Here is a 21,213-nt window from a genome sequence, read left to right on the forward strand (position 1 = left end):
TATAAATCATTTGCCCCGGCAAATGCGACACTTATCTAGAAAACCTGTAACTATAAGCTGGAAATCATTCAAAACTCTCAACTAATGTTCGGATATCATAAGAGAGTCTTGGAGTCCCAGGCCGGAGGTTTTCTATGGCTCGCTATACTACTTCGTACACTGTTGCCCTTCCCCTCGATCGTCTTCGGCTGTTGGTGGTGGAAGTTCTAAAGACTTGTCCCTTGGACATACTTTATGAGACCGTTGACTATATAATGGCGCGAGAAGTCCCTGGGCAAGTCTCCTTTCCCAAATTAGTGACCGTCGAACTGCTGATCGATCGAACAACCGCAACCCCAACAAAAACTAGCATGACTTTGGTGATGAAAAATGAGGAATTGCCCCTGCAAATTGACAACCACTGCCGCCAGATGTTTGACATGGTAAATCAGGCGATCGAAAGCAATTCACCATTGGCAACTGGTTGAAAATGTAGCAGGAGAGCTATCCAGGATTTAGTCAAACCAAGCTTGGGTTAGTTTAGCTTAATCCGCAAAGATTCACTCTTCTAGCTCATCAAACATACTACCGGGGTTAATCAGCGTGATATCAAACTCATCTAAAGGCCCTGACGGCATGGTATCTCGCCGGAGCTGGTAGTATATAGCTCTTACCTGAGGACCAAAGACAACTTCGTCTTCATTTTTCAGGTCATGAGCTGGACTTTTTCGACCGTTAATTATCAGTCCGTTAGCACTGGTTCTACCTTTGCCATCGCCATCGACAATGCGGTAGTAGTAGCTTCCATCTTTTTTGGGTTGCTGTAGCAACGTCGCATGACGGCGCGAGACAAACTGGGAGGATAGACGGATAGTACACTCCTGATCGCGACCTATAGAATAAGCGGACTTAGTGAGTACGAACTCCTTGCGTCCCTTATCGTCCTCAACAATTAATAGATGGTTGTGTTCCTGTGGTAAAGGCATTGAATAATTTATCCTGCAATGAATTATTAAAGGCATCTGCAACCCTGGCGTCAAATAGTTCTCATGAACTCAAAGCGGCAGTGTCAACTTGGAAATAATACCATTTTAGATTTTAGATTGAAGGAACTCTTGCTATGAAAGAGTTTCAGTCAAGTCAAACCATGCAAGTCTAAGGCAAAATGGTATAACCGGAATTTCAGATTTTAGATTTTGATATTCAATTGAATCTAAAATCTGAAATCCACAATCTTCCCTTAATGAGATTTTACCGACGCCAAGGCAAACGACGCAGGAGGAGTGAGTTGGTTACAACGCTGACGGAACTAAAGGCCATCATTGCACCGGCGGCAGATGGACTGAGAACAACGCCTAAGCTAGGCAGCAAGACACCGGCAGCAATGGGAATTCCCAAAGTGTTGTAGGCAAGTGCCCAAAATAAATTCTGGCGGATTTTATTAAAAGTGGCACGCGAGAGCTGAATCGATTCCACGATGTCGGTTACAGCGTCGCGCATCAGGATAATCTGAGCGCTTTCAATGGCGATGTCAGTCCCAGCGTGCAGGGCAATGCCCACATCCGCTTGTGCTAGTGCCGGTGCATCATTTATTCCATCACCGATCATAGCCACTCGGTGACCCTGAGTTTGCAAAGTCGCGATCGCAGCTGCTTTGCCATCGGGACGGACTCCCGCCAAAACGTCAGCTGGGTCGAGTCCCAACATCCGCGCCACTTCTACGGCACTTTCGGGCTTGTCACCAGTCAGCATCATCACTCGCAATCCCAGACGCCGCAGCTCGTCGGCAGCTGCCTTAGCGTCCGGTCTGAGATTGTCGGTAACAGCGATCAGCCCTAAGCTCACTCCTTCAGATGCCACGTAAACCAAGGTTTTACCGGCTTCTGCCAGTGTTCTAGCTCGCTCTAGTAGGGGGGAGTCGATCGCAATTCCCGCCTCTAAAAGCCAGTCCTGAGTGCCAACAAGAACCTGCTGTCCTTCTACCGCAGCACGAACTCCAAAACCCGGTTGTGTGTAAAAATCTTGGCCAACTGGGATAGATAACCCCTGCCGTTGAGCTGACTCCACAATAGCGGTTGCTAAGGGATGGCAAGTGCCGCTTTCAACTGCCGCCGCCAGTTGAAGTAAGGATCGGGAATTGTCTTCTTCCCCAGTCAAGAGTCCCGAAACCGAGACACAATCGGTGACTGTAGGATGGCCGGTGGTAAGAGTGCCAGTTTTGTCAAACACCACCGTATCTAGACTGCATACCCGTTCTAAAACATCCCCGCCTTTGATTAAGAGTCCCGACTCGGCCCCGATGCTGGTGCCAACTAGGATGGCGGTTGGTGTGGCGAGTCCCAAGGCACAAGGACAGGCAACTACTAAAACTGCGATCGCCAACTTCAAACTCAATAGGAGTCCTGAGTGCTGGGTGCTAAGTGCTGAGTGGGCCATCTCTGTCATTCCACTCTGGATGGTGACATCAGGCCAAACGTGAGTGCCGATAAAATACCAAAAGATAAACGTTAAAGCCGCAGCTGCCATAACGCCATAGGTAAAATATCCTGCTACCGTATCTGCCAGCTGCTGCACTGGTGCTTTGCGGGTTTGGGCTGCTTCTACGAGGGCTACAATCTGGGCTAAGGTGGTATCCTTGCCAGTACGAGTGGCTCGAATTGCGATCGCACCCGACTGATTCAGCGTTCCTGCTTGTACCGCATCGCCGCACTGCTTCAGCACCGGGACTGCTTCACCAGTCAGCATCGACTCATCCACCGTTGTTCTACCTGCGATAATTTTCCCATCTACGGGTATTTTTTCTCCAGGCAAAACCTGCAAGCATTCTCCCACGCGCACGCGATCGGCGGGAATTTCCACCCCTAACTGTCCAGCTGCTGCCACATCCCCATCGGCAATTAAGCGGGCCATCCGTGGTTGAAGAGAAAGCAATGCCTCAAAAGCTGCTGCTGCCTTTCCTCTGGCGTGTTGTTCTAGCGTTCGACCCAAGAGGATAAAGCCCAACAGCATTACGGGTTCGTCAAAAAAGCACTCCCAACCCAACTGGGGGAATAGCAGCGCTACCGTACTGGCAGTATAAGCGGTGACCGCACCCAATCCCACCAGCGCATTCATATTGGGTGCAAGCCGCCGCAATCCCCGCCAGCCATCTACCACGATCGATCGCCCCGGCCCCAATAGGGTGGCCGTTGCCAGACCCCAGTGGAACCAAAATGAGGTGAGGATGGAGGGATGATCGGCAAACCAGGAGTGTTGAGCGAAATGGCCAATCCCAGATAGAAAAATCAGTAAACCTGCGATCGCAATCTGCCAAATAGAAGACTTAATTTCCTGGCGATGCCGTTCTGTTGGCGAAATCGAATCTCTTGTTTCAGAATACCGAGGTTGAGTGGGAAAGCCAGCTTCTGTCAATTTCTCGGCTAAACCAGCCGGGTCAACCGCACCGGCTTTTACCTCGCAGACTGCAACCTCCGTGACTAGATTGACACAGGCTGAAACAACGCCGGGATAATGTGTCAGCTGATTCTCTACAGCCTTCACGCATCCGGCACATTTCATCCCTCCCACGTCCAGAGTAATTGTCTCTACCGGGTCGGCTGGGTCAGCGTTAGCGCCGAACCGCCCAGATATCGCTGTCTGCGGAGACAGCGGCTTAGAAGATCCATCAACTGACTGCAACACTTCCATTCCTAAGCTCTAAGCACCTCCTTAGAGCGTAGGTCAAGTCAGGCGAAATCGCCGTAAAAACGTTAACTTTTCTTAAAAAACTGTCCTCGACTTAAGATTGGCGATCGCGATCGTGAATACAGCTGAGGTAGATCAGCGCAAAACCAGTTTGCAGAACTAGCAGCAACCCTTACCCCTTCAGGAATACGTTCATCTCTATGTTGGAGAAAACACTGAAAGCACCGCTGCCTAACACAGCTAGCAGCATTAAAAACATCAGCTTTTTGTACTTGGCAGTTGACATAACCATAAAACTATAAATATTTAAAATAGTAAATTTCCTAACGGTGAACTCAAAAATGCCACCGACAATTCCCCACTCATTGATAATTTATACAAGCGTGAAGCATGATAGATTAAAATCACAAATAAAACTCAGTATTTGTAACTTTTGATTATCAATCAATTGAATGTAAAACGCTTTTAAATGTCGTTTTGTCACCAACTCAATTGCCAAGTGAAGACTTGCCACCAAAAAGCTAGCAAACAGAACAGGCCCGAATAAGTTTTGGTCTATTGCTTGACTCCAATCTCCTTGAGCAATTGCTGTGAAAGATTAAATCAATTTTGGATAAAATAATTAGTCACCTTAGAAACCCGGTTTCTTTGAGAAACCGGGTTTCTGGATATTCAGTTTATTTACGTCCACCTATTTAGTCTAAATTTGGCATTAGACTAGACGCCTTCCTTCCTTATCCGGTAGCGAGTCAACGATCGACATAATAAAGTCAATCAGAGCCTAATTAGAGCCGCTACCCAAGATAAACAAACTTAACAGAGTGCCGCTATTCCAAAGGCTGTGGAGCAACATAGGAGCGAGAAGATTGCGCGATCGCGTATACACTACTGCCAATATTATTCCCAAAGTTGTCAGCGGCAGCACTTCGGAAAGACTGAGGTGTGCAACGGCAAATAGCAAGCTACTCGCCAGAATTGCACCCCAAACTGGCATATAACGAGTTAAGGATGGCAAGAGAAATCCTCGGAACAAGAATTCCTCAAACAAAGGCGCAGCAATAGCTGCGGTGACAAAGAAAATTGCGATCGCTACTCCATCTTTCCCCTCTAGCGCCAGCGACAACAACGGGTTACTCCCTCCCTGTCCCTTCCAAAGAAGCTGGTTAATCAGCGACACCGCAATCACCAGCGGTAACGCGACAAAATAACCGCCGAGCCCCCACAATAACCAGTTACCGAACAGATCGAAGCGAAACCATCCCTCTGGTAAAGGTAAAAATGATTTCACAGACAAATACACCACTAACACTCCACCCAGCGCCACTAGCACGTAACTAACTAAAACAGATAAAACCCTAGCCCTTAAATCAAAAGTAGAGGGTTGGAGATTTAGCAACCGAAACGCCACAGGAAGTAACAAAATCGAGACTAGCAGCTGGATTCCAAAAAAACCGACGACGAACACCTGCCAAACCGTCTCGGCATCCCACGGAGTTGACCAAGAAACATCGCTATTCTGAGATAACAGAGATTGCTTTCCCTTCAGCAACCGCTGCACCACTAAAAAAATCACCAGTCCGACGCCTATCAACAACCCTAACGTCGGTAAGGCACCCACAATTGCTAATTTAACAACAGATTGTTGAGCAATCTGCTGTTCTGCTGCTTGCAGTTTAGCTAGCGCCTCTTGGCGTTGCTGGAATGTATAAAGTTGGCTTAATGCTTGGTAGCGGAACCATCCGTCTAAATTTTTTTGAATTAATTCCTGGGCATCTGGTAGGATGCGGGGTGGATTGCTCCACAAACCAATCAAAATGGCAGCGGTTTTTGCTACGGCTTCTTTACCAGTTGCAGTTGTAGCGCGATCGATCTGCGCCTTCCAAGTCGTAAGCGCCGCCTCAGTTTGTCCTTGTCGAGCCTGTAAAATCCCCAGTCTTACGTCAAGCTCATTAATTAACTGTTCCAGCTGGTTGATAGACGCCTGCAAAGGTCGATCGCTGGGGTAGTCAGATCTGTCAGGATTTGCAGTGACTTTCAGCGGTGGTTCTCCAGCTGGTGAAGGCGTAGTATCTGGCTCCGGGAATTCTTTTAGTTTAGCTCTGGTTTTTTCCAGATTGGTTTGGGCTTCTTTACGCAGCACTTGATACTGCTTTTCGGCATTTTTGATAGGTTCAGTGCCGATTAGGGCTTCACGGGCCGATTTTCCACTGGAAACGTCGCCAATCTCGCCCTGCCACTCGGCTGCGTGCAGCAGAAAATTCGTTTGGTACAGTTCCAGACGACTTTGGATTTGCGGCTGACTCCAACTTCCTATTAAAGAAAGGCTAAAGACGAAGAGTACCGCAATTGTCAGCAAACCTAAAATCAACCGCTTCAGTGTCATTTCAATCTCCCCACTACCCCTACCTATTGAAGCGCATTTCTGGGGGGAGCGATCGATCTTGGCGGTTAGGGGACTTACCTAGTGGTACCCTCAACCCCCTTTAAAAACGCGGGCTTTTGAGCGAGTGTTAAGTTTTTTATCTATTTGCGAGATTTGCTTGCCCGGAGTGGAAATACTGGGGCTTTTTTTTATACTAGATACTGAGAAGATCGTTTATAAACCAGTGTTTTGAGTCGAAAGGAGTTTAAATATGAAGAGCGGACATTTATTAAAAGCCGGGTTACTGTTATTTACATCAATAACAGTAGGAACTATTTCTACAGAGAAAGTTTTGAGTAGACCAACATTGATTGGACGCTGCGACAGTAACGGTCAGTGCTACGTCTGCGACCCAACAACCCAACAAATTGCAGACAAGTAGAAGCAAGACTTTCTAATAATGCCCTCAGAAATCTTGCTGGGATTGTTCAGCAGTATAGATCGGGAGTACAAGACACAAGAGGAATACCAGTGTATTTATTTCAGGGAGACTTTGGAGGTGTTTTTTATGGTACGATTGTAGGGTCAAGAGTATATACTTTACACGAAGACACCTGGAGATCGACAACAGTATCACCAGCGGGATTTTATTCAAATTTAGTAATTGCTCGTGTCGGTTTTGTTTTCGGGGCTGCTTGGGATGACAGTTTTCAATATAGTGTAATTGAACCAGCAAATGACCAACGCAGACGAGAAACTTTTGAGAGATTGCGAGAACTAAGACAACAATTGCGATAATAATTAGACAGTCAGGGTGCGATCGCCCCTTTCCCCCCCCAAACTCCAAAGCGCGATCGCACCTTCTCTCCCACCAGCAAAAGAAACCGGGTTTTCTGGGATTCTCAAAGTTGACCGAAGTAGAAAGTGTCAGTACTTGGATCGATCGCAAACCTCATTCTCTCTAAAAATCCAGTCAATCCGATAAAACTAGGAAAATCTCCCCAATACTCTTCTACTTCTGGCACAAAAACAGTTGAGTCTACATCCAAATTTTCCCCTTCTCTTGCTACTAATCTTATATTCAAACGCACAATAAACCCGTCCAGTCGCATCCCTCGAATTAACATAGTTCTCGTTTCCAATGCTGAAGCTCGAGCGACTCCTGCTTCTAAAGCAACTTTTGGCGCACAGATTACATAAGGTGCGCCAGTATCTACCACAGCTATAGTTGGGATACCTTGAATCTCTACTTCAAGGATAATTCTATTTGTGTTTTCTGTTTGGGTTACTGGACGGTATTCGTATCCTGTCGCCCCGCAAGCAAAAGTTTCCTCGTTGGCAAAAAAAAGTAATGTCATCAGTAAACCGAAGTCACAAGTATACCCGTATTCTTGACAGCGCCCACCTGCGCGATTACTTCATCGCGGCTATTTCCCGATGCCAATAGCTGACCGTTTTTTAATGCCACCCATCTCCCTCGATATTCAGCCCGATTCTGCTTAGTCCAATTACGATTTCCCTGCACGTCTCTATTGGGATCTCGCTGCACGACTGTCACTTTAGCAGGAGCTAAAATATAAGCATATTTTTGGAGTTCTTTGTGTTCTGGATAATGCTTAAGACCTTCTGTTGCTATCTTCCACGCGGCGTTCCAGTCATAGCGATCTAATTCTTTGTCAGCAGCCCTGATAAATTCTTCTGGTGTGTTGTACATGATATAGATTTGGTAGCAGTACAAGCTTTTCTAATTGTAACAGATAGCGATCGTTCTCTCACAGTTGCCCAAAATAAAAAGTGTCGGTACTAGGATCGATCGCAAACCGAATCCTTTCCAAAAATCCAGTCAACCCAATAAAAGAAGGAAAATCACCCCAATACTCCTCTACTTCCGGCACAAAAACAGTAGAGTCAACATCCAAATCTTGCCCTTCTCTTGCGACTAATTTTATATTCAAACGAACAACAAACCCTTCCAGTCGCATTCCTCGAATCAACATTGTTCTCGTTTCCAGTGCCGAAGCGCGATCGACTCCTGCATCTGAAGCAACTTTCGGCGCTAAGATAACATAAGGTGCCCCAGTATCAACTACAGCTCTAGTTGGAACGCCTGAATCTCCGCCCGGATTATGATTCGATTTGTCGTCTCACCTTCAGTCGCGGGACGATAAGCATAAGGGATAGCACCCGTTGCAAAATAATCACCGTTGGAAAAGAGTAGTACCATTAGTAGATCGCCGTCACCAATATACCAGTATTCTTAACAGGCCCAACCTGCGCGATTACCTCATCGTGACTTTTGCCAGATGCTAAAAGCTGACCGTTTTTAATTGCCACCCAGCGTCCTCGATACTCCAAGCGATTTTTTTTCATCCATTCGTGATCTGCCTGTACTTCTGGATGACCCCCTCGGTCTACAGATGTTATCTTGGGAGGAGCTAAAATATAAGCATATTTCTGAAGTTCTGCGTGTTCTGGATAATGTTTAAGACCTTCTGTTGCTATCTTCCATGCGGCGTTCCAGTCATAGCGATCTAATTCTTTGTCTGCGGCAACTATAAATTCTTCTGGTGTGTTGTACATGATGTTAATTCTGTAGCAACCGAGTATATTATACCACACACCCTCTTTCATTTCAAAGTTGACCAAAATAAAAAGTATCTGTACTTGGAGCGGTGTATAGGATCTTTAAGAGCCTAATTCAGGTAATCTTTCTAGGATAAACTTTTTAACATTTTTATTATCTGATTTGAACTGGGATGTAATTTTATCTGATAGTTGCTGGATTATAAGTAATTTGATTAAATCTAAAAGCCCCCTCCCCGTAGACGGGGAGGGGGTTGGGGGCAGGGGCAAGGGTAGCCCCAGCGCATCCCAGAAAGGTTAAAATCTTTCTGATCCTGATTAACCATCCCAGTCCCCTACCTTTGTGGAGGATAAACCCCTGTCAACTCGCGTAATCCTTGTCCGTCACGGGCAAAGCACTTTTAATCAACAGCAGCGCATCCAAGGTCGTCTTGACGAGTCTGTCTTAACTGAGGCAGGTCGCGCCACAGCACGTCAGGTTGCCCCTGCCCTCACTGGCATCGCATTCGATGCTATTTACAGCAGTCCCCTGCAACGGGCCAAAGAGACAGCAGAGATCGTTCAGTCCTGTTTGTCGAATCCCCCGAAATTGCAGGTAGCAGATAAACTGATGGAAATCGATCTGCCATTGTGGGAGCGTCTGCAAAAAGATGAGGTAAAAGCGCAATTTGCCGAACAATATCGCCTCTGGAAAGAACGTCCCCACGAACTGCGAATGCCGATACCAGCAGCAGAGGGAACAAGGGAACATTTCCCAGTCTTATCTCTTTACGAGCAAGCTAAGCAGTTTTGGCAGGAAGTTTTGCCTCGCCATGCTGGTAAAACTATTCTCGTGGTGGCGCATAACGGTATTAATCGCGCTTTGATTAGTACTGCACTTGGGATTCCACCGTCCCGCTACCACTCGATACAGCAGTCTAATTGCGGTATCAATGTGCTGAATTTCCCTGAATCTTCCTCTTTCCCCCCTGTAGACGGGGGGGACGCAAGGGGGGGTGGATCGGTTCAGATGGAGTCAATGAATTTGATTGACCATTTGGGAGATCCTTTGCCGAAACCTCGTCCCGGTCATCAAGGCCCGCGTCTATTACTGGTGCGTCACGGGGAAACTGAGTGGAATCGCCAGAAAAAGTTTCAGGGACAAATAGATGTTCCACTCAACGATAATGGTAGAAAACAATCAGCAGCAGCTGGTGAGTTTCTCAAGGATGTGCCGATCGACTCTGCCGTTAGCAGTCCGATGCTGCGTCCGAAGGAAACTGCTGAGATTATTCTGAAATATCATCCCAATGTGGAACTAGAATTGCTCACAGATTTGAGTGAAATCAGTCATGGACTTTGGGAAGGAAAATTTGAAGGAGAGATTGAGCAAGCGTATCCCGGTCTGCTAAAAGAATGGCAGGAAGCGCCAGAAACGGTGCAAATGCCGGAAGGGGAAAATTTGGCGCAGGTTTGGGAAAGAGCGATCGCAGCTTGGGAATCGATCGTAGCAAAATACAGCAAACAGCCCAAAACTGTTTTGGTAGTAGCTCACGACGCTATCAATAAAGCCATTCTCTGCCATGTGTTCGGTTTGGGGCCAGAACATTTCTGGAATTTCAAACAAGGCAATGGTGCAGTTAGCGTGATTGACTATCCTCAAGGTTCGGATGGTTATCCTGTGCTGCAAAGTATGAATATCACTACTCACTTGGGTGGGGGTGTTCTCGATCGGACAGCAGCTGGAGCGTTGTAAATTAGTCATTAGTCATTAGTCATTAGTCAATTGTCATTTGTCATTTGTGAGTTCTTCTTACCCCTCTCCCTTATCCCTCCCGCTATGCTTGACCGATGACCAATAGCGAATTGCTGCAACAAGTACGAGTAATAGATCCGGTTTCTGGAAATGATCGGATTGCCGATGTTCTGATTGCAGACGGTGCGATCGCAGCTGTCGAAGAAACAATTTCTGATTTGTCATCCGATACATTGGTGCGGGATTGCCGGGGCATCATTTTAGGCCCAGGACTGGTGGATTTATACAGCCACTCAGGTGAACCGGGTTTTGAAGAACGGGAAACTCTGGAATCTTTGATGCAAGCGGCTCAAGCTGGCGGCTTTACCCGCGTCGCCATCTTACCCGATACGAAACCGCCATTGGATAACCCAGCGGGTTTGGCTCGGTTGCAGAAGTTAGCAGCAGATATAACCGACAAGTTATCAATTTCTCCCCCGCTCTCCCGCTCTCCCGCTCTCCCGCTCTATTTCTGGGGTGCTATGACTCTGGGCGTCCAAGGGCAGCAAATGACGGAATTGGCAGAGCTGGCTAATTCGGAAGTTGTGGGCTTTTCCGATGGTCAGCCGTTGCAAAATCTGGCTCTGCTGAGGCGTTTGTTGGAATATCTCAAACCTTTGCAAAAACCGATCGCTATTTGGCCTCAATACCTCGAACTGGCGGGAAATGGGGTGATGCGCGAAGGTTTCGATTCGATCCGGTTGGGGTTGCCGGGAATCCCTGCGATCTCTGAAACGTCCGCCCTCGCAGCTTTGTTGGAAGTGGTGGAAGCCATTGGCACGCCTGTCCATATCATGCGCGTTTCCACTGGGCGCAGCGTGCAGCTGATTTGGGAAGCGAAGGTGCGCGGCTTACCCGTTACGGCTAGCACTACTTGGATGCACTTATTGCTTGACACGGAAGCGGTTAGCAGTTATAATCCCAGTCTGCATTTAGACCCGCCTTTGGGTAGCCCAGCCGATCGCACGGCGTTGAGGCGGGCGGTACAGCAGGGCATACTGGATGCGATCGCCATTGACCATCGGCCCTACAGCTATGAAGAAAAAACCGTTGCCTTTGCGGAAGCGCCTCCAGGTGCGATCGGCTTGGAACTGGCTTTGCCCCTGCTTTGGCAGACTTTGGTGGCAACTGGGGAATGGTCTGCCTTGGAACTGTGGCGAGTTTTGAGTACTCAGCCAGCTTTATGTCTGAAACAAACCCCAGCTGCGATCGCTCCCGGTCAGCCAGCCGAACTCATCCTTTTTGACCCTCAGTTGACCTGGACAGTCGAGAAGCAAACTCTTAAATCTCGTTCCAGCAACACACCTTGGCTGGGACAGCAGGTGACTGGTCGCGTAGTCCAATAGCGGGAAGTGGGAAGTCAAAAGTCAAAAGTCAAAAGAAGGATTCTTCTCTCTCTTTCCCTAGCCCCTAGCCCCTGTTTTGTTTTGACTTTTGACTTTTGACTTTTGACTTTTTTAGCTCCTCTGCTCCTTTATTTTGAAGAAGAAGAAGGATAGAGTGGATCTGGATCGAGTTCTCCCATGCGATTTAGGGGCCAGAAGCGAACTATTGCCCGACCGATGATGCGATCGCGCGGTACAAAACCCCAGTAGTGGCTATCGTAGCTATTGTTACGGTTATCACCTAGAACTAAGTACTGGTTAGCCGGTACCGTTTTTGGGCCGTATTGGTAATCTGGCTTATCTTCAATATACTTTTCCTGTATAGGTTTATCATTGATATAAACCCTTCCTCCTTTGACCTGAACCTTGTCGCCTGGTAAACCGATCACCCGCTTGATGAAAGCGTCTTTGAAATTTTGCTCTTTGAGCGTGTCTGTTGGGGAAAATACCACAATGTCGCCCCGGTGCGGAGATTGGAAGTGGTAACTCAACTTATCAATGATCAAGCGATCGTTAATCTCTAGCGTTGGCAGCATCGACCCAGACGGAATATAACGAGCTTCCGCTACGAAAGTGCGAATTCCCAAGGCCAAAACTACGCTTAGACCGATGGTTTTCAGCCCTTCCAACCAGGGACTTTCGGGTGTAGATTGAGGATTTTTATCTGAATTTTGATCTTGCACGCGAGTCATAAGCTTTCAATCACTGGATATAATATACATTAGCAAATTAGTCAAGATAGGCGATCTGAATCTAATAATTACACTAAAAATATTCCCTCCTTTAATAACCATGTCTTCTAGTCAATACTTGTTTATCCGCCGTGCAACTATTCTCTTACCCAGTGGTGAATTTCTGGTTGGAGATGTAAAAACCTGTGGGGGCGAAATTGTAGAAGTCGCACCCATAATATCAGATTCTGCCACAAATACGGGAGATCGGGAAATCGACGCCCAGGGTTTGACATTGTTACCGGGAGTAATTGACCCCCAGGTACACTTTCGGGAACCGGGACTGGAACACAAAGAAGACTTGTTTACGGCCAGTTGCGCTTGTGCCAAAGGCGGGGTAACTTCGTTCTTGGAGATGCCCAATACTCGTCCTCTCACGACAACGCAGACTAATCTCGATGATAAGTTGCAACGGGCAGCCCAGAAGTGCCTAGTTAATTATGGCTTTTTTATTGGCGCAACGGCAGAAAACTTGCCAGACTTGCTCTCGGCTAACCCCACTCCAGGAATTAAAATTTTTATGGGGTCGATGCACGGCGCGTTGTTAGTAGATGGAGAAGCGGCGCTGGAAGCTATATTTGCTAAGGGATCTCGACTAATCGCGGTTCATGCAGAAGATCAAGACCGAATTAACCGACGACGGCAAGAATTTGCTGGAATTACCGATCCCGCCGTTCACTCCCAAATTCAGGACAATCAAGCTGCCTTAAATGCTACCCAGTTGGCGCTACATTTGTCCAAGAAATATCGGCGACGCTTACATATTTTACATCTATCAACCGGGGAAGAAGCAGATTTGCTACGTCAGGATAAACCTAGCTGGGTAACTGCTGAGGTGACGCCCCAGCATTTGCTGTTAAATACGGATGCTTATGCAAAAATAGGCACACTGGCGCAGATGAATCCGCCGTTGCGATCGCACCACGATAACGAAGTTCTCTGGCAAGCGCTACTGGATGGCGTTATCGATTTTATCGCCACAGACCACGCGCCGCACACTTTATCAGAAAAAGCTCAAGTTTATCCGAATACTCCATCTGGAATGCCGGGAGTGGAAACATCTTTACCGTTAATGCTGACTCAGGCGATGCAGGGACGCTGTACTGTGACACAGGTTTCTAATTGGATGTCTACCGCTGTGGCGAAGGCGTATAATATTCCTAAAAAAGGTGCGATCGCACCTGGTTACGACGCCGATTTAGTATTGGTAGATTTAAACAATTATCGGCCTGTTTTGCGCGAGGAAGTGCTAACAAAATGCGGTTGGAGTCCTTTTGAGGGATGGAGTTTGACTGGATGGCCTCAATTTACTATTGTCGGCGGTCAAGTTGTTTATGAAAAAGGTAAGTTGTACACCGATGTGCGAGGTAAAGCATTGACATTTGATGGTTAGTTTATGACTGAAGTCGCTCTTAATACTCAAACCGCTGAAATCGCCAGAAACTACATTGAGCATTTGTTAAAACAGTTAACTGTTGATTATAAAAATACCAAAGCAGAGCGAAAAAAAATTGCTTCTGAGTTTCCAGCTTCTGATGAAGAATTTACATTTTTAGAACAAATCGAACTGGTAACCGTGGATATCCGAGGTTATGCCAGTCAAATTCAAGCACGAGGTTGGATTGAAAATGAACAAGAGGCAATGGAAAAATTGCAAAATATGCAATTTTTGGATTTCTCTGCCGTCTCTCAATTATACTTTGCACCCGATGGAGAATACGAGCAAATTAAAGCTTATATTAGGATGCTGGATTATTTGCGCTTGGTGATGATTGAGTATGTGCGATCGCAAAGGGTTCAGGCGTAGGTTGAGTTTCGTTACCTCAACCCAACCTACAATTATTTTAACTATTGTCGGCACTGAGTTTGTTTATGGAAAACGAAAGCACTAATATTTGACGGTTAGGTACAACGTAAATCCCAAATGTAAGAAAAACGAACTTTCGTAACACTCCTACTATATAGCAACCGCCAAGGCGATTAGGGCAGTAGGGGCGAAGCATTCGGGCATATAATTTATTGGTTAAAACAGAAGATTTACTACCCGAATGCTAATGAACTCGGCACGCACTCGCGTTCGCCCCTCGCCCCTACCCCAGATTTATGGCTTAACCGCCAAGGCGGTTGCTATAATTTGAAATAATCGATGTTGAGCGTCAGCATCTCAATCAATCCCGCATCATCTGAAACATTGGCTTTTGTGCAGTGAGTGAAGAAGGGAAACCCAAGCGTGTCAACGGCTAGATGCCGCTTAATCCCATTGGTTGCTTTGTAGAAACAAAATCCCTTCTATAGAATTATTATTTCCACAGCTTAATCGCGAGCAGAGCGATCGCACAAATGTCTATCCTCCTCCTTCACCTCCGCATTAGTGAGCAGATAATCTCGCACCCAATCGCAACCCACTGCAACTACCTTATCTAGCTCTACAGACTGCTCTAAATTCCACAAAATAACCGTTTTGTCCTCAGAAGCCGAAGCCAAAGTTTTGCCATCAGGAGCAAAAGCTAATCCCTTCACCCCAGCGCTATGTCCAATCAGATTTGTTAGCAATGTGCCATTACTCTTCCAGAGTTTAATTATGCCATCATTACTGCCTGTAGCGATCGTCTGGCTATCACGGCTAAACGCTACACTCCAAATCCCAGAATCATGTCCCTTAAGAGTATGCAGTAACTTGCCGTCACGACTCCAAAGTTTAGCCGTTCTGTCTTCACCCACCGAAGCAATCAATTCACCATTAGGGCTGAAAGCTACACCAATGACTGTATTAGTATGACCTTGAAGAGTCTTGAATAAGCTATCTTCACTTTTGACCTCTGATTGAGAATTTAGTTCGCGCTTGTTGTTCAAAACCGCAGCTAAAGGCCAAAGCTTGACTGTCTTGTCGCCACTGCTGGATGCAAGTGTCGAACCATCGGGACTAAAAGCAACCCCCCAAGTCCCTGCTGTGTGTCCTCTCAAAGTAGCGATTTCGATGCCGTCGATGCGCCAAAGTTTGACTGTGCGATCGCTACTCGAAGATGCAACCATATTACCGTCAGGGCTAAAAGCGACTCGCTTAACACTACCCTGATGACCTTTGAGACTATGAAGCAATGTACCGTCTTTCCTCCAAAGCTTGACTGATTGGTCTGCACCAACAGTAGCGATCGTTTGGCTATCTGGACTGATAGCAACTGAGCCAAACCGTGGGCTTGGCCCTTTTAAGCGCTTATTGATCATTCCGTCCTTGCGCCAGAGGAGAGTCTCCTTCGGACTCGATGAAGCCACGAACTGTCCGTCGGGACTAAAAGCGATTCCCCAAATTCCAGCCGTATGTCCCCGCAGAATTGTCAGCAACCGATTGCGTAATTTCCATAGTTTTACAGTGCCATCCCAAGATGCAGAGAATAGGGTGTCGTCGCTGGGACTAAATGCAAGATCTTGAATGCCACTGTCATGGCCTTTAATAGCATTCAAAAAAGTACCGTCCTTGCTCCAAAACTTTAGCATCTTGTCGTCAGAGCCAGAGACAACAATCTGCCCATTGGGGCTGAATGTTAGGGCGTTAATTGCCGCATCGTGTGCGGTGAAAGTCCTTAACAAACTGCCGTCACGCCCCCACAGTTGCAGTTGACCGTCTCCATTGCCGGTTGCCAGGGTTTTGCTGTCAGGACTAAAGGCAATTGAGAAAACAGGAGATGGCATATCTGAAAGTGTTTTCAATAACGTGCCATCGGGCTGCCAGAGTTTTAAAGTGCCGTTGTCAGCAGCCGAGGCTATCAGCTCTCCATCGGGGCTAAAAACTACTGGTGTCAGGATCACGCCATGCTTCAAGGTCTTTAGCAATCTGCCATCGCCGCGCCAGAGTTTGATCGTACCGTCCCCACTGGAGGCAACAATCAGTTTTCCGTCGGAACTAAACTTGACTTTGCCAGCTGCAGCTTTAAACCCTGTCAACGTTTTTACGAGAGTGCCGTCACGTTGCCAGAGTTTGACGGTTGTGTCTCCGCTTGATGAAGCAATTAGCTGACCGTTGGGGCCGATGGACACTCCTATAACTGGGCCTTGATGTCCTTTGAGAGTACCCAGCAACCTGCCATCGCGCTGCCAAATTTGGACACCATCTCCCATTGTTGCCACAGCAATAATTTCGCCATCAGAACTGACATCTAAGGCGTTATTGACGGAGGCATAACCCGAAAAGCGGTTAGATTCAACAGCTCCATAAATTGATCGTCGCAAAGCTAACTCCACCATTGTTTCTGTCTGCGGGTCGCTTCGTGCCAAGTGTTTGAGTTCTCTTCTGGCCTTGAGCGCTTCAATTAAAGCATCTAACCTTTTATCTAAGGCAAAGAGAGCTTCCGAATATCTAGCCCTGCCTTGAATTTTTTCAATTTCTTCATTGCGTTGGCTAGTAAGCGCTTTCTGATACTGGGAGAAAGCGAAAATTCCCGCTGCGATCGCGTTTACTAAAGCGAAGGAAAGTCCAGCAATTAAATAAGTTTGGCGTTTGGCGCTTTTTTTCTTGAGTGCCAGCCTAGCTTCTACTTCTTTAAGACGTTCCGCTTCTAAAAATAATTGCAATTCTTGTCTGTCTACTTCTTGGCTAGCTGCTAAGAAATGATAGTCCAAATCGCTTAAACTTTTGCCCTGCGCCCAGTATGAAGCGTCTTTTAAGGCTTGTCCGCGCAACAATCGCGATTCATCTTTTTGCCCTGAAGCTACCCAAGCATCAAACGCCTGAGAGTAAGGACGCAAGTCTGCTAATCTTTTTTCAACCCATTGAAGATTAAATACTTGTTGATAGATGCGATTTTTTACCTTTAGTATTCCCTCGTGTCTAATAACTAAGCCACTGAGTAACAATTCAATCTGTTCTCGACTATCATCACTTTTTATTTCAATTCCTTGCAAAACTTGTTGATAAATGCCTAGTATTCTACCAGCCCGCTGACCGTTACGTTCAATGCGATCGCGAATGGTTTTCAGGTGTTCTGGTTCATCCTGTGATTGCCAACGTTCAATGATGCGAGTTTTGACTAAGTTCTCAATCCAGAACGATTCCGTACCGGGTGGAATGCCATTGAATCCATCGCCTTCCCTTGTCCGCTGGCTCAATTGCACGACTAAACGACACAACTTCTGAGTCAGAAATGGTTGTCCCTCCGTCCAGTCTAAAATTGCTCTCACAACCGATGCTGGCGCATCCACCGTCTTTTCCAACCCTTGAATTAAGGGAGTTACTTCATCCCACTCAAACCCTTTTAGTTCGATCGCTTTCCCAATATTAAACGGTGTCTTCGTTCTGTCTCGAATTAGATCCGAGGGAGTTGCTACCCCAAAAATGGCAAAGGTAATGCGTTCATATTCAGGGTTGATTGCTCGTTGGTTGTAGCAGAAGCGAATTAAGGCAAAAAAGTCATCAATCGAAAAGTTCAGCCCCAGCAAACTGTCAATTTCATCGACAAAAATAAACAACTGTTGTTGGGGAAACTGTACCAATAGCAATTCCTCAATAAACCACCGCAGCCGTTGCAGTAAACCGAGATCGTTGCGTTCTTGCCACCAAGTTTTCAGGTTTAAGGTTTCCAGTAGCCCCAACTGTAGCCACAAGTCAGCTACGAATCCCTTGTACCATTGCAGTGGAGTAATTTCTTCGCTGCCCACCACACTCAAATCCACAGCAGCGCAGCGAAAGCCATCTTGCTCAAGGCGATGTTTGGTTCGTACCAGCAGTGAGGATTTACCCATTTGTCGGGAGTTGAGGACATAGCAGAACTCTCCTTGCTTGAGGGCTTGATACAGTTGGGAGTCGGCTTGCCGCTGTACGTAACTAGGTGCATTAATGGTTAAACTGCCGCCAAGCTGATATCTATCTGGGGCCATAAACTGAAGAATCGCAAATACGATTTTCTAACTTCCTACTTTTCTGACTTGACTAATGGGTTCTATAACTGTTAGCCTAGAAATTCTAAGTTAAATTCTACCATTGAGGCTATTTTAGCCTGACGGCTATTATCTTCTTGATAGGCAAGATAGATATGTATGTGGCTGGGTGGCTGATACTGCAATCGATCGGGCCATTCGATCGCGACAATTCCCAAAGGCACTTCGACGCCTTCCCAGTAAGTTTCTAGATGCAAAGAATCCACTTCTTCAGGGGACAAACGGTACAAATCCAAGTGATATAGGGGTAATCGCCCTTCGGTATACTCGTTAATCAAAGTAAAAGTGGGGCTAACAATCGGATCTGCGATCGCCAGTCCTTCACCAATACCTTGAACTAGAGTAGTTTTGCCTGCGCCTAAATCCCCTGCGAGTAAAATTACGCTACCAGCGGTCAGAGACTGGCCCAAAGCACGACCGAGCGATCGCGTCGCCTCAGCATCTGCAAGAGAAATTGTCCTCGACTCTACCGTCATTTCCAATCCAAAATCAAAAAAAGAAAATCCATTAAGATTGAGCGCGACTGTACCAACGCAGTAAGACTCGTGCTAGTCGCTGGGAATTATGGCGCAACAGAGCAGTATTTTTATCCTCATCCATCACATTTGCCAAAACAATTCTACGTCCCAACAGTACGACTGCCTCGCGATCGAGAAAAACCGGGTGGGAATTTTCCAAAGCATAGCGAGTCAGCGCATTAGCCGATGGTGTTTTCCGCTGCATCAACACAGCGTTAAACAACTGCTTACCACCGCAAGCATTATCGATCGCACGGATATGGTCTGAAACAGTATAGCCCTGAGTTTCTCCAGGCTGAGTCATGATGTTGCAAACGTAGATACGGGGAACTTCTCGTTTGGCTATAGCCTCCCGAATCTCCGGTACCAACAGATTGGGAATCACGCTAGTGTAAAGGCTACCGGGGCCAACGATAATGTAATCTGCTTCCTCGATCGCCTGCAAAGCTTTCGGCAAAGCTGGTGAATTTTCTGGAATACAGCCAATTTTGACAATATTTCCGTTAGCTTTGGTAATATTAGACTCTCCCTCAATCCGGCGTCCATCAGATAATTCTGCCCAAAGACGGACATCGCTAAGCGTTGCGGGTAGCACCCGTCCTCTGATTGCCAAGACTTTAGAACTAGCAGCGATCGCTCTTTCCAAATCCCCAGTAATATCGCTCATCGCCGTCAGAAACAGATTGCCAAAACTGTGACCTGTCAAACCATCCCCAGCGTGAAAGCGATATTGAAACAATTCCGTCAATAACTTTTCCTCATCTGCCAGCGCCGCCAAACAATTGCGAATATCACCTGGCGGCAGCACCCCATTTTCCCGCCGCAGACGCCCAGAAGATCCCCCATCATCCGCCACCGTCACAATCGCTGTAATGTTGGCGCTGTAGGTCTTCAAACCTCTCAGCAATGTAGAAAGACCAGTACCTCCCCCGATCGCCACAATTTTTGGGCCACGATTTAAGCGGCGATGAGCCAGCAGCATATCAATCAGTTCTTCATCCCCTGCTGGGTTCAAAACTTCGGTAATCGCACCCAGACTGCGGGTGTGACCCCACAAAATCAACAACACGCCGCCGATTACCACGATCGGGCCGCTAATATAGCTGGGAACAATAATCGTAATTTTCTCCAAGATGTCGATGAGGAACTGAATCAGGCGATTAATGGGAGTCAGCTTTGTCCATATCGCCAATCCGAGACTGGTGATCAAGACGCCACCAGCACTTAAAAGCAACCACCGTTTTACCGACAAGCCAGGAGCCAACCACTTGAACCATGTGTTGACCCGCTGGGGAGTGCGACTGCGTGACTCATGCGACAGAACTAGAAGGGCTTGTTTGAATATACTGATTGACATAACTGATTTAGGGCACAGTATTCAAAGGTTTGGGCAGACAAGTATATAATAGAGAGTTTACTCTATTGATCGAGTACCTCCACTTGTCCAGCATATTCTACTAGGTATTTGTTACCAGAGTAGCTGCCTATAGATCAACCGTAGGCTTGTATCCCATAAGATTCAGCCTGCATACCGCGAAATCTGGGTGTTTGAGCAAAATAAAATTAGGGGCTAGGGGCTAGAAAAGTCACTCATTCAAAAGTCACTCATTCAAAAGAAAATAGGGGCTAGCGGATAAAGTAGATTTCAGATAACAAAATTGAAATAAAATCTAAAATTGATTCCTATGGGGCAGCGAATTTTGGGATTAGACCCAGGACTGGCAGTTGTTGGCTTTGGGGCAATTCTCTGCCCCGAAATTGAGCAGAGTCCTGTGACGCTACTCGATTTTGGCGTTATTAAAACTTCATCAGATCTGGAAATTGGGGAACGCCTCTGCATAATTTATGAAGATTTGCATACGCTAATGCAGCAGTGGAAACCAGATCTAGTTGCGATCGAGAAACTGTTTTTTTATCGCATGGGGAATACTATTGCTGTGGCCCAGGCGCGGGGCGTGCTGATGTTGGTATTGGCCCAGCATAAGATGCCGTTAGTCGAGTTTACACCGGCGCAAATAAAACAGGCGCTTACTGGGATGGGAAATGCCGATAAGCACGATGTGCAGCTGGCGGTAGCGCGAGAGTTAAATTTAGATTATATTCCCAAACCTGATGATGCGGCGGATGGTTTGGCTGTGGCGTTGACTGCGTGGTTTCAATGCCATGACTAAATAAGGCTCTTCCGTACTTACTATGCTATTTGAGTAGAGGGGGAGAGTGGGGGAGTGGGAGAGGGGGAGAGTGGGAGAGGAGAAAAGAAATAAAA

At 46.8% G+C, this 21,213-nt stretch carries 17 protein-coding genes and 1 pseudogene; 7 read left to right on the plus strand and 11 right to left on the minus strand.

Annotated elements, in window-relative coordinates; all coding sequences use genetic code 11:
- Positions 1-134 precede the first annotated feature (134 nt).
- Positions 135-467, plus strand: a complete 333-nt coding sequence (locus LAY57_RS23575) for a hypothetical protein (protein ID WP_338022472.1) — start codon at positions 135-137, stop codon at positions 465-467.
- A gap of 72 nt (positions 468-539) precedes the next feature.
- Here LAY57_RS23575 and LAY57_RS23580 read toward each other — a convergent pair whose 3' ends face one another.
- The 3 genes from LAY57_RS23580 to LAY57_RS23590 all read right to left on the minus strand — a co-directional run bounded on the left by LAY57_RS23580 (position 540) and on the right by LAY57_RS23590 (position 6,046).
- The gene (locus tag LAY57_RS23580) at positions 540-965 is read right to left on the minus strand and encodes an FHA domain-containing protein (RefSeq protein ID WP_249069542.1); all 426 of its coding nucleotides are present in this window, start codon (positions 963-965) and stop codon (positions 540-542) included.
- Between the two features lie 265 nt (positions 966-1,230).
- Complete coding sequence (locus LAY57_RS23585; RefSeq protein WP_249069543.1) at positions 1,231-3,666, minus strand: heavy metal translocating P-type ATPase; 2,436 nt, start codon at positions 3,664-3,666, stop codon at positions 1,231-1,233.
- A gap of 778 nt (positions 3,667-4,444) precedes the next feature.
- A complete protein-coding gene (locus tag LAY57_RS23590; RefSeq protein WP_249069544.1) occupies positions 4,445-6,046 on the minus strand; it encodes a CPBP family intramembrane glutamic endopeptidase in 1,602 nt (533 codons plus the stop codon).
- Between the two features lie 375 nt (positions 6,047-6,421).
- On the opposite strand from LAY57_RS23590, the gene LAY57_RS23595 reads away from it, so the two are divergent.
- Positions 6,422-6,823, plus strand: a complete 402-nt coding sequence (locus LAY57_RS23595) for a hypothetical protein (protein WP_249069545.1) — start codon at positions 6,422-6,424, stop codon at positions 6,821-6,823.
- Between the two features lie 104 nt (positions 6,824-6,927).
- Here LAY57_RS23595 and LAY57_RS23600 read toward each other — a convergent pair whose 3' ends face one another.
- The 4 genes and pseudogenes from LAY57_RS23600 to LAY57_RS23615 all read right to left on the minus strand — a co-directional run bounded on the left by LAY57_RS23600 (position 6,928) and on the right by LAY57_RS23615 (position 8,656).
- Complete coding sequence (locus tag LAY57_RS23600; RefSeq protein ID WP_249069546.1) at positions 6,928-7,383, minus strand: pepsin/retropepsin-like aspartic protease family protein; 456 nt, start codon at positions 7,381-7,383, stop codon at positions 6,928-6,930.
- Complete coding sequence (locus LAY57_RS23605; RefSeq protein ID WP_249069547.1) at positions 7,383-7,739, minus strand: hypothetical protein; 357 nt, start codon at positions 7,737-7,739, stop codon at positions 7,383-7,385. The genes LAY57_RS23600 and LAY57_RS23605 overlap by 1 nt, the downstream gene beginning before the upstream one ends.
- Positions 7,740-7,797: 58 nt before the next feature.
- Positions 7,798-8,121: pseudogene (locus LAY57_RS23610) on the minus strand (hypothetical protein); the annotation flags it as partial.
- Between the two features lie 127 nt (positions 8,122-8,248).
- Positions 8,249-8,656, minus strand: a complete 408-nt coding sequence (locus tag LAY57_RS23615) for a hypothetical protein (protein WP_249069549.1) — start codon at positions 8,654-8,656, stop codon at positions 8,249-8,251.
- A 310-nt stretch (positions 8,657-8,966) separates the two neighbouring features.
- Here LAY57_RS23615 and LAY57_RS23620 point away from each other — a divergent pair, with 310 nt between their 5' ends.
- On the plus strand, positions 8,967-10,343 hold the full coding sequence (locus LAY57_RS23620; protein WP_249069559.1) for a histidine phosphatase family protein: 1,377 nt from the start codon (positions 8,967-8,969) through the stop codon (positions 10,341-10,343).
- Positions 10,344-10,438: 95 nt separating this feature from the next.
- Positions 10,439-11,728, plus strand: coding sequence for a dihydroorotase (locus tag LAY57_RS23625; RefSeq protein WP_249069550.1), 1,290 nt, complete (start codon positions 10,439-10,441; stop codon positions 11,726-11,728).
- 128 nt (positions 11,729-11,856) lie between these two features.
- Here the strand turns inward: LAY57_RS23625 and lepB are convergent, their stop codons facing one another.
- Positions 11,857-12,459: a signal peptidase I gene (lepB, locus tag LAY57_RS23630; RefSeq protein ID WP_249069551.1), complete on the minus strand. Its 603-nt coding sequence runs from the start codon at positions 12,457-12,459 to the stop codon at positions 11,857-11,859.
- Positions 12,460-12,559: 100 nt separating this feature from the next.
- Here lepB and LAY57_RS23635 point away from each other — a divergent pair, with 100 nt between their 5' ends.
- A complete protein-coding gene (locus LAY57_RS23635; protein ID WP_249069552.1) occupies positions 12,560-13,891 on the plus strand; it encodes a dihydroorotase in 1,332 nt (443 codons plus the stop codon).
- A gap of 3 nt (positions 13,892-13,894) precedes the next feature.
- Positions 13,895-14,305, plus strand: coding sequence for a hypothetical protein (locus tag LAY57_RS23640; RefSeq protein ID WP_249069553.1), 411 nt, complete (start codon positions 13,895-13,897; stop codon positions 14,303-14,305).
- Between the two features lie 506 nt (positions 14,306-14,811).
- On the opposite strand, the gene LAY57_RS23645 is transcribed toward LAY57_RS23640, so the two are convergent.
- The 3 genes from LAY57_RS23645 to LAY57_RS23655 form a co-directional block, all read right to left on the minus strand.
- Entirely contained in the window at positions 14,812-18,369 is a 3,558-nt protein-coding gene (locus tag LAY57_RS23645; protein WP_249069554.1) for an AAA-like domain-containing protein, read from the minus strand.
- 71 nt (positions 18,370-18,440) lie between these two features.
- Positions 18,441-18,905 (minus strand): tRNA (adenosine(37)-N6)-threonylcarbamoyltransferase complex ATPase subunit type 1 TsaE, encoded by a 465-nt coding sequence (gene tsaE / locus LAY57_RS23650; protein ID WP_249069555.1) that lies wholly within the window; start codon positions 18,903-18,905, stop codon positions 18,441-18,443.
- A 31-nt stretch (positions 18,906-18,936) separates the two neighbouring features.
- Positions 18,937-20,304: a gluconeogenesis factor YvcK family protein gene (locus tag LAY57_RS23655; RefSeq protein ID WP_249069556.1), complete on the minus strand. Its 1,368-nt coding sequence runs from the start codon at positions 20,302-20,304 to the stop codon at positions 18,937-18,939.
- A gap of 328 nt (positions 20,305-20,632) precedes the next feature.
- Here LAY57_RS23655 and ruvC point away from each other — a divergent pair, with 328 nt between their 5' ends.
- Positions 20,633-21,118, plus strand: coding sequence for a crossover junction endodeoxyribonuclease RuvC (gene ruvC / locus LAY57_RS23660; protein ID WP_249069557.1), 486 nt, complete (start codon positions 20,633-20,635; stop codon positions 21,116-21,118).
- Positions 21,119-21,213: the final 95 nt, after the last annotated feature.

It is taken from the genome of Argonema antarcticum A004/B2 (assembly GCF_023333585.1).
Classification (GTDB): domain Bacteria; phylum Cyanobacteriota; class Cyanobacteriia; order Cyanobacteriales; family Aerosakkonemataceae; genus Argonema; species Argonema antarcticum.